The organism is Pseudomonas sp. NIBRBAC000502773, assembly GCF_006517195.1.
Taxonomy (GTDB): Bacteria; Pseudomonadota; Gammaproteobacteria; order Pseudomonadales; family Pseudomonadaceae; genus Aquipseudomonas; species Aquipseudomonas marginalis.
In genome coordinates, this window is the sequence record NZ_CP041189.1 from 3210136 (window position 1) to 3224611 (window position 14476).

Annotated in this window: 10 protein-coding genes; 5 read left to right on the plus strand and 5 right to left on the minus strand. The window is 61.5% G+C overall.

Annotated elements, in window-relative coordinates; translation table 11 throughout:
• Positions 1 to 9 precede the first annotated feature (9 nt).
• From NIBR502773_RS14940 to NIBR502773_RS14950, 3 genes are all read left to right on the plus strand, one after another.
• Positions 10 to 831, plus strand: coding sequence for an ABC transporter substrate-binding protein (locus NIBR502773_RS14940; RefSeq protein ID WP_141156335.1), 822 nt, complete (start codon positions 10 to 12; stop codon positions 829 to 831).
• Complete coding sequence (locus tag NIBR502773_RS14945; RefSeq protein ID WP_373682383.1) at positions 828 to 1631, plus strand: amino acid ABC transporter permease; 804 nt, start codon at positions 828 to 830, stop codon at positions 1629 to 1631. The genes NIBR502773_RS14940 and NIBR502773_RS14945 overlap by 4 nt, the downstream gene beginning before the upstream one ends.
• A gap of 167 nt (positions 1632 to 1798) precedes the next feature.
• Positions 1799 to 3109 carry an autotransporter domain-containing protein gene (locus NIBR502773_RS14950; RefSeq protein ID WP_141156336.1) on the plus strand — a complete coding sequence of 437 codons (1311 nt, stop codon included), beginning with the start codon at positions 1799 to 1801 and terminating at the stop codon, positions 3107 to 3109.
• Positions 3110 to 3191: 82 nt separating this feature from the next.
• On the opposite strand, the gene oadA is transcribed toward NIBR502773_RS14950, so the two are convergent.
• Together oadA and NIBR502773_RS14960 are read right to left on the minus strand one after the other, a co-directional pair.
• Positions 3192 to 5000 carry a sodium-extruding oxaloacetate decarboxylase subunit alpha gene (gene oadA, locus NIBR502773_RS14955; protein WP_115485432.1) on the minus strand — a complete coding sequence of 603 codons (1809 nt, stop codon included), beginning with the start codon at positions 4998 to 5000 and terminating at the stop codon, positions 3192 to 3194.
• A gap of 11 nt (positions 5001 to 5011) precedes the next feature.
• The gene (locus tag NIBR502773_RS14960) at positions 5012 to 6427 is read right to left on the minus strand and encodes an acetyl-CoA carboxylase biotin carboxylase subunit (protein ID WP_027608221.1); all 1416 of its coding nucleotides are present in this window, start codon (positions 6425 to 6427) and stop codon (positions 5012 to 5014) included.
• 195 nt (positions 6428 to 6622) lie between these two features.
• On the opposite strand from NIBR502773_RS14960, the gene NIBR502773_RS14965 reads away from it, so the two are divergent.
• Complete coding sequence (locus tag NIBR502773_RS14965; protein WP_027608220.1) at positions 6623 to 7597, plus strand: LysR family transcriptional regulator; 975 nt, start codon at positions 6623 to 6625, stop codon at positions 7595 to 7597.
• On the opposite strand, the gene NIBR502773_RS30950 is transcribed toward NIBR502773_RS14965, so the two are convergent.
• The 3 genes from NIBR502773_RS30950 to NIBR502773_RS14980 all read right to left on the minus strand — a co-directional run bounded on the left by NIBR502773_RS30950 (position 7527) and on the right by NIBR502773_RS14980 (position 11850).
• A complete protein-coding gene (locus NIBR502773_RS30950; RefSeq protein ID WP_074848013.1) occupies positions 7527 to 7724 on the minus strand; it encodes a PA3496 family putative envelope integrity protein in 198 nt (65 codons plus the stop codon). The genes NIBR502773_RS14965 and NIBR502773_RS30950 overlap by 71 nt on opposite strands.
• Before the next feature lie 224 nt (positions 7725 to 7948).
• The gene (hexR, locus tag NIBR502773_RS14975; protein WP_010168370.1) at positions 7949 to 8815 is read right to left on the minus strand and encodes a transcriptional regulator HexR; all 867 of its coding nucleotides are present in this window, start codon (positions 8813 to 8815) and stop codon (positions 7949 to 7951) included.
• A gap of 161 nt (positions 8816 to 8976) precedes the next feature.
• Positions 8977 to 11850 (minus strand): EAL domain-containing protein, encoded by a 2874-nt coding sequence (locus NIBR502773_RS14980; protein WP_141156337.1) that lies wholly within the window; start codon positions 11848 to 11850, stop codon positions 8977 to 8979.
• Between the two features lie 279 nt (positions 11851 to 12129).
• On the opposite strand from NIBR502773_RS14980, the gene uvrD reads away from it, so the two are divergent.
• On the plus strand, positions 12130 to 14313 hold the full coding sequence (gene uvrD, locus NIBR502773_RS14985) for a DNA helicase II (RefSeq protein ID WP_027608218.1): 2184 nt from the start codon (positions 12130 to 12132) through the stop codon (positions 14311 to 14313).
• The last annotated feature ends 163 nt before the right edge of the window (positions 14314 to 14476 follow it).

The window sequence follows — 14476 nt, forward strand, 5'->3', positions numbered from 1 at the left end:
GTGCCCATTTTGAAACTTAAACCGCTATTGGCCTTGGGCCTGACGATACTGGCTGCCTCCACCCAAGCCTTTGGCGGCACGACCCTTGACCGGGTTGAGAAGAAAAAGGAACTGGTGGGCGTGCTGATGGAAAGCTACCCGCCGTTCTCGTTCCTCAACGAGCAAAACCAGCTCGACGGCTTCGATGTCGATGTGGCCAAGGCTGTCGCGCAAAAGCTCGGTGTGAAACTGCGCCTGGAAACGCCGTCGTGGGACGTGATCGCCGCCGGCCGCTGGAGCGGGCGCTATGACATCTGCATTTGCTCCATGACCCCGAGCAAGGCCCGCGCCGAAGTCTTCGACTTCCCGGTGGAGTATTACGCCTCCCCTGCCGTGATCGTGGTCAATGCCAAGGATGACAGCATCCACGGCGCCAAGGACCTGAGCGGCAAGAAAGTCGGCCTCACCAGCGCCTCCAGCTACGAGAGCTACCTGAACAAGAACCTGGTGATCGAAGGCGCCGAGGACACCCAGTTGCAGTACCCGTTCGAGAACGTGCAGATCGCCCCGTACGACACCGATAACGTCGCCTTCCAGGACCTTGGCCTGGGCGCCGGTGTACGCCTGGATGCAATCCTCACCAACCTGGTCACCGCCCAGCCGCGCCTGGACCAGGACAAACGCTTCAAACTCGCCGGCGCAGCGCTGTACGCCGAACCCAACTCGGTGGCCATCGAAAAAGGTGACGCCCAGTGGGACGCCAAGGTGCGTGAGGTGTTTGCCCAGTTGAAACAGGACGGCACCCTGAGCAAACTGTCGCAAAAATGGATCGGTGCCGATATCAGCCAATGAGTGTTCCCCCAAAACCTGCGCGCGCCCTGCTGGGCTTTCGCACGCGGCTTTACCTGACCTGGGCGGCGCTGTTCGCCCTGTTTGCCAGTTTCTTCCTGAGCTTTGACCTGAAGTTCTCGATCATTCTCGACAAGCTGCCCAACCTGGTCGGCCTGCACCTGGCACCCAATGGCTTCCTGCAAGGCGCAGCGCTGACGCTGTTCCTGTGCCTGTGTGCGATTGCCGCCTCGTCGGTGCTGGGCTTTATCACCGCGCTCGGGCGCCTGTCCAAAAGTGCCGTGGCCTTTGGTATCGCCAGCTTCTACGCGTCGTTTTTCCGTGGCACGCCGTTGCTGATCCAGATCCTGCTGATCTATCTGGGCCTGCCACAGCTGGGCTTGGTGCCGGGCGCCATCGTCGCGGGGATCATCGCGCTGTCGCTGAACTACGGCGCGTACCTGAGCGAGATCTTCCGCGCCGGCATCCTGGGCGTCCCTCATGGGCAACGGGAAGCCGCATTGGCTCTGGGTATGCGCGACAGTGCGATCTTCTGGCACGTCACCCTGCCCCAGGCCATGCGCACCATCGTCCCGCCGGCGACCAACCAGTTCATCTCCATGCTCAAGGACTCGTCGCTGATCTCGGTGATGGGCGTGTGGGAAGTGATGTTCCTGGCGCAATCCTACGGTCGCTCCAGCTATCGCTACATTGAGATGCTGAGCACCGCGGCAATCATCTATTGGGTCATGTCCCTCGGGCTGGAACTGATCCAGGCGCGGATGGAACGCCATTTTGGCAAAGGGTATGTAAAACGAGGGTGAGGTCAGTCAAGTAACAATCGACCGCAACCTTAGTGCACCAATCCTGTGGCATTCTTTTCCACATCAGGCTAGAGACATCTCCCGCAAACGAGCACTGCCTGGCCTGACAGTTATCCCCCGAGTGCCCCGCTAAATTCCCCGCCTCATACATCAAGAGGTGGGTTTACATGCCGCTCATTCAGAAACAACTCGTACTCGCCATCACCCTCGCGCTGGGGGCCACCTGTGCTCAATACGCACAGGCACGGGGCGACATGGAGCCAGACAGCGAATGGTTCGATCCGCTCGCGGAGCACAGCGAGAAAAGCCCTTATGAACCGGCCCTGCCCGCGCCCGATGACTTCTACTTCGCTGACCATGCCACCAGCCGCAATGGCCTGAGCGTCGCCCGTGTGCTCGACGCCGCAGTGGATGACCTGCTGGCGTCGGACGAACTGAACGAGTGGGAAAAATACCGACTTGAGCAATACGGCGAGTACCTGGGCAGCCTGGAGCCAGGGCGATTGGGTGCGGTGCTGGAGCAATTGGCGGGTAGCCAGAACGCCAACCTGGGCAGCGCCACCCAAAACAGCATGAAACAATTGAACGCCAGCCTGCTGTCGGCAATACGTCAGCTGGATAACGACACCGATGAGGGCAGCCGTGTATGGCTCCAAGCCTTGGGCGGCGCCGGCACGCTGGATGCTCAACACGCAAGCGTTGGTTTGAAGCAACGCAGCCAAGGCTTGCTGCTGGGCGCCGACTGGTCGGCCGACAACGCGTGGCGGCTCGGCGTAGTGGGCGGAAAGTCGGGCAGTGACCTGAGCGCCAAACGTTTCAAAGGCGAACTGGACAGCTGGCATCTGGGCGCTTATGCGGTGCGCCAGGACGGGCCGCTGGCACTGCGCCTGGGCGCGCTCTACAGCAGGCATAGCGGGCAAAACCAACGCAATGTCGATTTCGACTTCATCAATTACCGCGAACACCTCACGGGCAAGTACACAGCGCGCAGCCAAAATGCTTTCGCCGAACTGGGCTATCAGTTCCACACCGGTGGCTTACGCGCCGAGCCCTTTGCCGCACTGGGTTTCCAACGTTATCAGCGCGATCGCTTTGTGGAGAAAGGTGGCTATAGCGCATTGGATGTCGGTGCACAGACCCAGCAAAACCTCAGCAGTACCTTCGGTCTACGCGTGACCCGCGACGTTGCATTGGGCAACCAAATGACGCTCAAACCGCACCTGAGCACCAGCTGGAAACATCTGTATGGCGACGTCGGCAGCCGTGTGCGCCAGTCCTTCGCCTGGGAAAAACGCGAGGACTTCGACAGCTCGTTCACCATCGGCGGCACCTCACTGGACCGTAACAGCCTGGCGCTGCGTACCGGCCTGGACATGGCGCTGTCGGACACACACAGCGTGGGCCTGACCTATTCCGCCGAGTTCGGTAGCCACAGCCGCAATCAAGGGGTGATGGGCCAGTGGGCGATAGCGTTCTGAGCCATGAGGTAGCCTGATCATCAGGCAAAAAAAAGGGGAGCACCTGCCCCCCGAGGATTAAACGGTCGTGTCGAAGGCTGGATCAGCCTTCGATTTCAATCAGGATTTCGCCAGGGTTCACCCGGTCGCCCTTGGCCACATGAACGGCGGTCACCTTGCCGGCAATCGCAGCCTGAACTTCGGTTTCCATTTTCATCGCTTCGGTGATCAGCACGGCCTGACCGGCCTTGACCACGTCGCCTTCCTTGACCAGCACATCGACGATATTGCCCGGCATCGCCGTGCTGACATGCCCCGGCTCGCTGGCCTGCTTGCGCTTGCTGCTGCCACCGCCGACGAATTCGTTGAGCGGTTCGAACACCACTTCTTCCGGCATGCCGTCGATGGACAGGTAGAAATGGCGCTTGCCTTCGGCTTTCACACCGACACCGGTGATGTCCACGCGGTAGCTTTCGCCGTGCACGTCGATGACGAACTCGGTCGGCACGCCTTCACCACCGGCACGGGCCACACCGCCGGCTTCAGGGATAGGCAGCAGTACCTCAGGTGTCAGGGTGCCGGCGTCGCGTTCTTCGAGGAACTTGCGCCCGATGTCCGGGAACATGGCGTAGGTCAGCACGTCTTCTTCGGACTTGGCCAAGGCGCCGATTTCGCCGCGCAGCTTGGTCATCTCCGGCTTGAGCAGGTCGGCTGGGCGCACGTCGATCACATCTTCGCTGCCGATGGCCTGGCGACGCAACTTCTCGTTCACCGTGCCCGGCGCCTTGCCGTAGCCGCCTTGCAGGTACAACTTCACTTCGTTGGTGATGGTCTTGTAGCGCTCACCGGCCAGCACGTTGAAGAACGCCTGGGTGCCGACGATCTGCGAAGTCGGGGTCACCAGCGGCGGGAAGCCGAGGTCTTCACGCACCCGTGGAATTTCAGCCAGCACTTCGCTCATGCGGTTCAGAGCGCCCTGCTCTTTCAACTGGTTGGCCAGGTTGGAAATCATGCCACCCGGCACCTGGTTGACTTGCACACGGGTGTCGACGGCGGTGAATTCGCTTTCGAACTGGTGGTACTTCTTGCGCACGGCATAGAAGTACAGGCCGATCTCTTGCAGCAGCTCCAGGTCGAGACCGGTATCGAATTCGCTGCCTTTAAGGGCGGCGACCATAGACTCGGTGCCCGGGTGGCTGGTGCCCCAGGCGAAGCTGGAGATCGCGGTGTCGATATGGTCGGCCCCGTTTTCGATCGCCTTGAGTTGGCACATCGCGGCTAAACCGGCGGTGTCGTGGGAGTGGATAAAGATCGGCAGGCTCTGCTCGGCTTTCAGCGCCTTGACCAGTTCACCGGTGGCGTAAGGCGTCAGCAGACCGGCCATGTCCTTGATCGCGATCGAGTCGCACCCCATGGATTCCAGCTGCTTGGCCTGGGCCACGAAGGCCTCGACGGTGTGCACCGGGCTGGTGGTGTAGGCGATGGTGCCCTGGGCATGCTTGCCGGCGGCTTTGACCGCTTCGATGGCCACACGTAGGTTACGCACGTCGTTCATGGCGTCGAAGATGCGGAACACATCGATGCCATTCACCGCGGCCTTGGCTACAAAGGCCTTGACCACATCGTCGCTGTAATGGCGGTAGCCCAGCAGGTTCTGGCCGCGCAGGAGCATTTGCAGGCGCGTGTTAGGCAACGCGGCGCGCAGTTTGCGCAGGCGCTCCCACGGGTCTTCCTTGAGGAAGCGTACGCAGGCGTCGAAGGTCGCGCCGCCCCAGACTTCCAGGGACCAGTAGCCGACTTTGTCGAGCTTGTCGCAGATCGGCAGCATGTCGTCGGTGCGCATGCGGGTCGCCAGCAACGATTGGTGGGCGTCGCGCAGGATGGTGTCGGTTACGAAGATTTTTTTAGTCATTGGAATGTTCCTCACAGGCCTGCGTGGGCGGCGATGGCGGCGGCGATGGCCAGGGCCAGCTCTTCGGGTTTGCGCTTGATCGAGTAGTTGGTCAGCTCAGGGTGGCTTTCCACAAAACTGGTGTTGAACTGGCCGCTGCGGAATTCCGGGTTACGCAGGATTTCCTGGTAATAGGCGGCCGTGGTCTTCACGCCTTGCAGGCGCATGTCGTCCAGGGCACGCAGGCCGCGGTCCATGGCTTCTTCCCAGGTCAACGCCCAGACCACCAGCTTCAGGCACATGGAGTCGTAGAACGGCGGGATGGTGTAGCCGGTGTAGATCGCCGTGTCGGTACGCACGCCGGGGCCGCCGGGCGCGTAGTAACGGGTGATCTTGCCGAAGCTTGGGAGGAAGTTGTTCTTCGGGTCTTCGGCGTTGATGCGGAACTGCAACGCAAAGCCACGGTGCTGGATGTCTTCCTGTTTCACCGACAACGGCAGGCCCGAGGCGATGCGGATCTGCTCGCGGACAATGTCGATCCCGGTGATTTCTTCGGTGATGGTGTGTTCCACCTGCACCCGGGTGTTCATCTCCATGAAGTACACCTCGCCCTCGGCGAGCAGGAACTCCACGGTGCCGGCGTTCTCGTAGCCCACGGCCTTGGCCGCACGCACCGAAAGGTCGCCGATGTAGGCACGCTGTTCCGGGGTGAGCTGCGGGCTCGGGGCGATTTCGATGAGCTTCTGGTTACGGCGCTGGATCGAACAGTCGCGCTCGAACAGATGCACCACGTTGCCGAAGCTGTCACCGAGGATCTGCGCCTCGATGTGCTTGGGATTGACGATGCATTTTTCCAGGAACACTTCCGCCGAACCGAACGCCTTGGTAGCTTCGGAGATCACGCGGGGGAAGGCTTGTTCGAGTTCTTCGCGGCTGTTGCAACGGCGGATACCGCGACCGCCACCACCGGAGGTGGCCTTGAGCATCACCGGGTAACCAATGCGGTCGCCTTCGGTGAGGGCCTCGGTGATGTCGGCGACGTTGCCTTCGGTGCCGGGCGTGACCGGCACACCGGCCTTGATCATGCTGCGGCGGGCTTCGGTCTTGTCGCCCATGCGGCGAATCACTTCAGCCGAAGGGCCGATGAATTTGATTCCACGTTCGGCGCAGATGTCTGCCAACTCGGCGTTTTCCGACAGGAAGCCGTAGCCGGGGTGCAGCGCATCGCAACCGGTTTCCACCGCCAGGTTCACCAGCTTGCGCGGGTTCAGGTAGCCGGCCAGCGGCTCGGCACCAATGCTGTGGGCTTCGTCGGCACGCTTGACGTGCAACGCATGGCGGTCGGCGTCCGAGTAAACCGCGACCGAGCGAATGCCCATCTCGGCGCAGGCACGCACGATTCGTACGGCAATTTCACCACGGTTGGCGATCAGGATCTTTTTTATCACTTGGAAATTCCCTTGAGCCGATTGCTGCGTTCTTCGACCCGCTGGAGCCGGGTCGGCGCGTGACTAAATGTTTCAAGCCAGTCGCAGCCACACACTAAGCCCGTGGAGGGATTAACAAAAATCAATAATTATTGGGTCGCTCATAAGTAAAGACTTATAGTTGGCCGGTCGACCTGGAGCGAGAGGATTTGATTAATGCGTAAGTCATTGATGCGTATGACATTGCGTCAATTGCAGATCTTCAATGAGGTGTGCGATTTGCGTTCCTACAGCCGCGCGGCCGAGGAAATGTCTCTCACCCAACCGGCCGTGAGCCTGCAAATTCGCCAGCTGGAAGAGCTGGTCGGCCAGCCGCTGTTCGATTATGTCGGCAAAAAGCTCTACATGACGGAGGCGGCCGAAGCCCTGCAACGGGCCAGCCGGGATATTTTCGGGCGCCTGGAAAACCTCGATATGCAGTTGTCGGACATGCAGGGTTCGTTGCAGGGCCAGCTGAAGCTCGCGATTGAATCCAGCGCCAAGTACTTCGTGCCGCACCTGTTTGCGGCGTTCAAACGCCAGCATCCCGAGGTGCAACTGCACTTGACGGTGGTCAACCGCGCCCAGGTGATCCGCCGCCTCTCCGACAACCGTGACGACCTGGTGATCATGTCCATGGTGCCCCAGGACATGGGCCTGGAATTCCTGCCGTTCCTCAACAACCCGATCGTGGCCGTGGCGCCACCCGATCATCCTTTGAGCCTGCAAGGGCCGTTGCGTTTGCAGGACCTGGAACCCTACACGCTATTGCTGCGCGAACCGGGCTCCGGCACGCGACTGGCCTGCGAGGAGTATTTCAAGGAGAAACGCGTGCACTTCACCCAGACGGTGGAAGTGGCCTCGGCCGAGGCGCAACGTGAATGCGTATGCGCCGGGCTGGGCGTGGCCTTGCTGACGCGCCATGCGGTCAATATGGAACTGGCCACCGGCGGGCTCAAGGAGCTGCCGGTGGAAGAACTGCCGCTGTACCGCAGCTGGTGCCTGGTACAGGCCAAGGCCAAGCGCCTGTCACCGGTGGCCCATGCGTTCCTGGGCTTTATCCGCAGCGAACGGGTGCAGATCAGCGCGTTGGCTGAACGTTTCGCTGGGCAGCCGCGGGTGCCTGCCAGTGGAGTTCCGGGTAGTCACTGATGCTCTGCTGCAGCTGGCGCTGGTCGCAGCGGTCTTCGATTGCGCGACGGAACGCCATGCGGCGCTGGTCTTCCTGTTGACGACGGGTCTTGACGGAGCTGTTGCTGTCTTCGTAGGGCCGGGCCATTTGGAGTCTCCCAATGCGAGTACGGGGAGTACAGGATGGGTTGTAGCGATGACGGTTTAACGGCGCCGGGGTTACAGGACGATGAATCTTCCGGATAGGTAGACAAACCAAATGTGGGAAGGGGCTTGCTCCCGATTACGGTACATCAGCCGATTTCTCTTTGACTGACCCACCGCTATCGGGAGCAAGCCCCCTCCCACATTTTGAGCGTGTATGGCCCTGGATCAGTCGTCGAGGGCTTTGACGGACTTGGGCGACAACCGCAGGCTGCGCAAGCTGCGCTTCACGCTCTTGAGGTGGTTGACCAGGCTCGGGCCCCGCGCCATGGCCACGCCCATGGCCAGCACGTCGATCACCACCAGGTGCGCGATACGCGACGTCAGCGGGGTGTAGATCTCGGTGTCTTCGTGCACATCGATCGCCAGGTTGACCGTGGACAGCTCCGCCAACGGCGTCTGGCTCGGGCACAAGGTAATCAGTGTCGCGCCGCTTTCACGCACCAGGTTGGCCGTGATCAGCAGGTCTTTGGAGCGGCCCGACTGGGAAATGCAGATCGCCACGTCGGTCGGCTTCAAGGTCACCGCCGACATCGCCTGCATGTGCGGGTCGCTGTAGGCCGCGGCGGTGAGCAGCAGGCGGAAGAACTTGTGCTGGGCATCGGCCGCCACGGCACCGGAAGCACCGAACCCGTAGAACTCGACGCGCTGGGCCTGGGACATGGCGGTCACTGCCTTTTGCAACTCCACCGGGTCAAGCTTCTCGCGCACCTCCATCAGCGTGTGCAGGGTGGTGTCGAAGATTTTCAGGCTGTAGTCGGCGACGGAATCGTCTTCGTGGATCGCAAACTGGCCGAAGCTCGCGCCGGCGGCCAGGCTCTGGGCCAGCTTGAGCTTCAAGTCCTGGAACCCGGAGCAACCGATGGCGCGGCAGAAACGCACGATGGTCGGCTCGCTGATGCCCACGCTGTGGGCAAGGTCGGCCATGGAACTGTGCATCACGGCCGCAGGGTCAAGCAGCACGTGATCGGCAACCTTGAGTTCCGATTTGCGTAACAGGTGGCGCGACTGGGCGATATGTTGCAACAGGTTCAAAGGGCAGGACTCTTGTTATTGGCAGGGCCAGGGATGTAGCAAGCTTGTAGTTATACTACAAGAATTGCCGTTTTGCCCGCCCGATGCATCACTAAATCGCCCTGATGCCCTTTGAATCAGCGGGCAGCTGCCTTGTAGCCATATGGGCGTGCGGACTGTCTTCAGGGAAAATCTGCATTGTTGCGTAACAAATCTGCCAGCCCTTCGGCCTCCATCGGCCGACTGATCAGGTAGCCCTGCACCTCATCGCATCGTTCTGTACGCAGGAAATCCAGCTGCTGCTGATCTTCCACACCTTCGGCCACCACCTTGAGCGCCAGACCGTGAGCCATCGCAATGATCGCTCGGGTAATGGCGGCGTCTTCCCGCCCCTGACCGAGGCCGCGGATAAAGGTCTGGTCGATCTTCACGTAGTCCACTGGGATACGCTTGAGGTAACTGAGGGATGAATAGCCGGTGCCAAAGTCGTCGATCGCCAGCTTCACGCCCAGGTCGCGCAGTTGCTGGAAGGTCGCAATGATGTGTTCAACACTGTCGAGCAACTGGCTCTCGGTCAGTTCCAGTTCGAGGTATTGCGGGTCCAGGCCGGTCTCTTCCAATACCTGGCGCACCAGGCTGACCAGCTTGCCCTGGCGCAACTGGTGCACCGAGAGATTCACCGACACGCGGATCGGTGCCAGCCCCTGGCGCTGCCACTCACAGGCCTGCCAGCACGCCTGGCGCAGCACGAATTCGCCCAGCGGTACGATCAGGCCCGTTTCTTCGGCCAGGCCGATAAAGTCGCCTGGCGGCACCATGCCCCATTGCGGGTGCTCCCAGCGGATCAGCGCTTCGGCAGCGTCAAGCTTGCCGGTGGCCAGGCACAGTTTCGGTTGGTAGAACACCGTGAGCTGGCGCTCATCGATGGCTTTGCGCAGATGGTTTTCCAGCTGCAAACGCTCCAGGGTGCTGGCTTGCAGGCTGTCGGTGTAGAACTGGAAGTTATTGCCGCCCAGGTGCTTGGCGTGCTGCATGGCCATGTTCGATTGACTGACCAGCGCAGAAATTTCCCGCGCGTTATCCGGCAACAGGCTGATGCCCATCGACGCACTCACCACCAACTCATGCCCTTCTACCGTCACCGGCACCCGCAGCTTGGCCAGCAGCCGCGTGGCCACCCGTGCCAGGCTCGACAGGTTGCCGTAGGCGTCGAACAGCACGGCGAATTCATCGCCGGACAAACGCGCGATGGTGTCGGCCTCGGGCAAGGCATTGATCAAGCGACGGGCCATCTTTTGCAGCAACTGGTCGGCCACTTCATGGCCCAGGCTGTCATTGAGCAACTTGAAGCGGTCGAGGTTGATATGCAGCAACGCCAGGCTTCGCCCGCCCTGGCGTACACGCTGATGGGCCTCGCGCAGCCGTTCGCGGAACAGCGAGCGGTTGGCCAGGCCGGTCAACTCATCGTAGTGGGTGAGGTAGCGCATGCGCTCCTCGGATTCGCGCCGCGCTGACAGATCGGCGAAGAAGCCCACGATATGGCTGATCTTTCCCCGAACATCACGCACCACATTCAGTTGCAGCCACTGCGGGTACAACTCGCCGTTCTTGCGTGTTTCCACCAGCTCACCCTGCCAGGTGCCATGGTTGAGCAAGGCTTGGCGGATGACCGGGAAGTGGCGCCGGGCATCGCGGCTGCTGGGCAGCTCCACGACGTTGCGGCCGAGCATGTCATCAATGTCAAAGCCGGTGACGCGACTGAAAGCCTGGTTGACCGCGATCAGCGCGTAGTCCGGGTCAAGGATCACGATGCCTTCGCTGGCTGCCTCGAATACGGTCGAGGCCAACCGCTGCTGCTCTTCCAGGGCTTTGCCGGCGCTGATGTCGCGGCGGGTGCCGAGCATTCGAATCACTCGCCCACTGGGTGCACGCTCCACGGCGCGACCGCGGTCTTCGATCCACACCCAGTGGCCATCCCCATGGCGCACGCGGTATTCCACCTGGTAATCCTCAGTGCGCCCCTTGAGGTGCTCCACCAGTGCCCGCTTGAGCAGCGGCAGGTCGTCGGGATGCAGGCGCGGCTTGAGGTGGCCGAGCATGGCCGTGACGTACTCGGGCTCGAGGCCGAACAGCTCTTTGAGCTGGGTGTGGTGAACCTCATCGGTTTGCAGGTTCCAGTCCCACAGGCCCAGCTCACTGGCTTGCAGGGCCATGGCCAGGCGCGCCTCGCTTTTATTCAGGGCCAGGCTGGCGGCGTCCAGTTCCTGGCTGCGTTGCGCCACGCGGTCCTGCAGGCCGATTTGCGCCTCACGCAACTCCTGCTCGACCTGACGCCGCTGCTCGACTTCGCGCACCAGATCCTGATTCAGTTGCTCGCTGCGCTGCTGTGCCTGCTGCAGATGCTCGATCAATGCCTGGTTCTGGAAGCGCCGCAACAGCCCGCGCTGGATCAGGCGGTTGACCTGCCACGCCACCACGCTCAGGGAGGCCAGCAGGATCAGGCCGAGCACACCCCAACCCTGTTGCTGCGGCGCCCCATTCCAGAACAGATAGGCAATGGCCGGCACCAGGCACGGCAAGGCAAAAGACAGGAACGCCGGCAGGCTCACGGCGTAGGCGACACTGGCTGACAGCGTCGCGGCCCCGATCAGGCCGAACACCCAGGCCTGTTGGATAAAGCTGTCCACCGGCACCAGGGCAATGGCAGCGGTGGCCAGGGTCAGGCCACTGACCGCCGAGCCAAGCATGAACATGCGCCGCCAGATCGGTTGGGCCTGGCGGCTGGGCATGGCCGAATCAAAGGCCGCCACCTGGATCACGCGCATGGCCACCAGGGCCAGCAGCCACACCAGCCAGATGCTGTCGAGCAGGTATTGCTTGGGGTTCCACAGCAGCCAGGCGCAGACAAGGCCGTTGACCAGCATTAATAAGGTGGGCAGCAACGAGCCCTGATAGAGCAGGCGTGTGCGCTCGACCGCCATCTCGGTGGCGTAATGTTTACGGATAACCTGCGCGGGCGCCGCCGATGGGCCAAGCAGGTCGGTACTGAGAGTCATAGGCAGTGTTCTTATAATGGTGAGCCCGAAACGTCGACGGAGCATACACAAGCAAGCGCTTCGGCCAAACTGCTCCAGATCATAAAAATCATCCTGTGATCAGCCGCAAACCTTGGTGCCAGACCCCTCGGGCGAGGCACTGCGCGGGCTGTGGCCCATGACTTACCGGTCATCAGCCTTGCCGGAATGTTTGCCCCTGCGAGATCACGCGGGAGGTTTTGCATCGACCACCCGGCATTGGGATTTGCCCGAGCCCCCTTAGGCCCATAGAATGCGTCGATGCGCGATGATCTCTCTCTTTTGCTGAACTCCCTCAACGATGCCCAACGCCAGGCCGTAGCGGCCCCCGTTGGCCGTCAGTTGGTCCTGGCCGGTGCTGGCTCCGGTAAAACCCGAGTGCTGGTGCACCGTATCGCCTGGTTGATCCAGGTCGAGAACGCGTCCCCGCATTCCATCCTGTCGGTGACCTTCACCAACAAGGCCGCTGCCGAGATGCGCCATCGCATTGAGCAGTTGATGGGCATCAGCCCGGCCGGCATGTGGGTGGGCACCTTCCACGGCCTGGCGCACCGTCTGTTGCGGGCACACTGGCAGGAAGCGGGCCTGGCCCAGACCTTCCAGATCCTCGACAGCGATGACCAGCAACGCCTGGTCAAGCGCGTGATCCGCGAGCTGGGTCTCGACGAGCAGCGCTGGCCGGCACGCCAGGCCCAGTGGTTTATCAACGGCCAGAAAGACGAAGGCCTGCGCCCGCAGCACATCCAGGCCAGCGGCGATTTGTTCCTGGCCACCATGCGCAGCATTTATGAAGCCTACGAGGCGGCCTGCGCCCGCGCCGGCGTCATCGACTTCTCCGAGCTGCTGCTGCGCGCCCTCGACCTGTGGCGCGACAATCCGGGTTTGCTGGCCCATTACCAGAAACGCTTCCGTCACATTCTGGTGGACGAGTTCCAGGACACCAACGCCGTGCAGTACGCCTGGTTGCGCCTGCTGGCCAAGGGCGGCGACAGCCTGATGGTGGTGGGCGACGACGACCAGTCGATCTACGGCTGGCGTGGCGCGAAAATTGAGAACATCTACCAGTATTCCGAGGACTTCCCGGACGCGGTCACCATCCGCCTGGAGCAGAACTACCGCTCCACCGCCGGCATCCTCAAGGCCGCCAACGCCTTGATCGCCAACAACACCGGGCGCCTGGGCAAAGAGCTGTGGACCGACGGCGGCGAAGGCGAGGCGATCAACCTGTATGCCGCGTTCAACGAGCACGATGAAGCGCGCTACGTGGTGGAAACCATCGAAAGCGCGCTGAAAACCGGCCTTGCCCGTAGCGATATCGCGATTCTGTACCGTTCCAATGCCCAATCGCGGGTGCTGGAAGAAGCCTTGCTGCGCGAGCGCATCCCGTACCGCATTTATGGCGGCCAGCGCTTCTTCGAGCGTGCGGAAATCAAGAACGCCATGGCTTACCTGCGTTTGCTCGAAGGCCGTGGCAACGACGCGGCACTGGAGCGGGTGATCAATATCCCGGCCCGTGGCATCGGCGAGAAAACCGTCGAGGCGATTCGCGACCACGCGCGCCATGCCGATGTGTCGATGTGGGAGTCCATGCGCCTGCTGATCGCCAATAAAGGCCTGACCGGCCGTGCTGCCGGGGCGCTGGGGGTGTTTGTCGAGTTGATCGAGAACCTCGCGGCCAAGTGTTCGGAAATGCCCCTGCACCTGATGACCCAGACGGTGATCGAGCAATCCGGGCTGATTGCTTATCACGAAGCGGAAAAAGGCGAGAAAGGCCAGGCCCGGGTAGAAAACCTCGAGGAACTGGTCAGCGCCGCCCGCGCGTTCGAAAACACCGAGGAAGACGAAGAGCTGACCCCGCTCGCCGCCTTCCTCGGCCATGCGTCCCTGGAAGCCGGTGACACCCAGGCCGATGAGCATGAAGACAGCATCCAGTTGATGACCTTGCACAGCGCTAAGGGCCTGGAGTTTCCGTATGTGTTCCTGGTGGGCATGGAAGAAGGCCTGTTCCCCCACAAGATGAGCCTGGAAGAGCCCGGCCGCCTTGAAGAGGAACGCCGCCTGGCCTATGTGGGCATCACCCGCGCCATGCAGAACCTGGTGATGACCTACGCCGAGACCCGACGCCTATACGGCAGCGAAACCTACAACAAGGTGTCGCGCTTCGTACGTGAAGTGCCGAAGGGACTGATCCAGGAGGTGCGCCTGTCCAACAGCGTCAGCCGTCCGTTCGGCGGGGGCCAGCAGCAGAACTCCAGCAGCATGTTCGCCGGTTCCGAGATTCCGGAAACGCCATTCAGCCTGGGCCAGCAGGTCAGGCATGCGATCTTCGGCGAAGGCGTGATCCTCAACTTCGAAGGCGCCGGTGCCCAGGCACGGGTACAGGTGAACTTCGCCGAAGGCAGCAAATGGCTGATGATGGGCTACGCGAAGCTCGAAGCTGTCTGAAACATTGCCTACATGAAGGTTATTGGCCCGCCCTTGTTTTTAACGAGCGCGGGCCAATATCTGTAATACGTCCTACAGACCATTCTGTTTCGGTCTTACGCAAAAGCCCGAAACATTATGTCGCTAGCCACTGTCACTACACCTGTGCAACATGGCGCGCGTG

What these genes read in the sequence shown, in the direction of transcription:
- uvrD (WP_027608218.1), top strand. Translation starts at nt 12,130, where the DNA reads ATGCGCGATGATCTCTCTCTTTTGCTGAACTCCCTCAACGATGCCCAA.
- oadA (WP_115485432.1), bottom strand. Translation starts at nt 5,000, where the DNA reads ATGACTAAAAAAATCTTCGTAACCGACACCATCCTGCGCGACGCCCAC.
- NIBR502773_RS14945 (WP_373682383.1), top strand. Translation starts at nt 828, where the DNA reads ATGAGTGTTCCCCCAAAACCTGCGCGCGCCCTGCTGGGCTTTCGCACG.
- NIBR502773_RS14965 (WP_027608220.1), top strand. Translation starts at nt 6,623, where the DNA reads ATGCGTAAGTCATTGATGCGTATGACATTGCGTCAATTGCAGATCTTC.
- NIBR502773_RS30950 (WP_074848013.1), bottom strand. Translation starts at nt 7,724, where the DNA reads ATGGCCCGGCCCTACGAAGACAGCAACAGCTCCGTCAAGACCCGTCGT.
- NIBR502773_RS14980 (WP_141156337.1), bottom strand. Translation starts at nt 11,850, where the DNA reads ATGACTCTCAGTACCGACCTGCTTGGCCCATCGGCGGCGCCCGCGCAG.
- NIBR502773_RS14950 (WP_141156336.1), top strand. Translation starts at nt 1,799, where the DNA reads ATGCCGCTCATTCAGAAACAACTCGTACTCGCCATCACCCTCGCGCTG.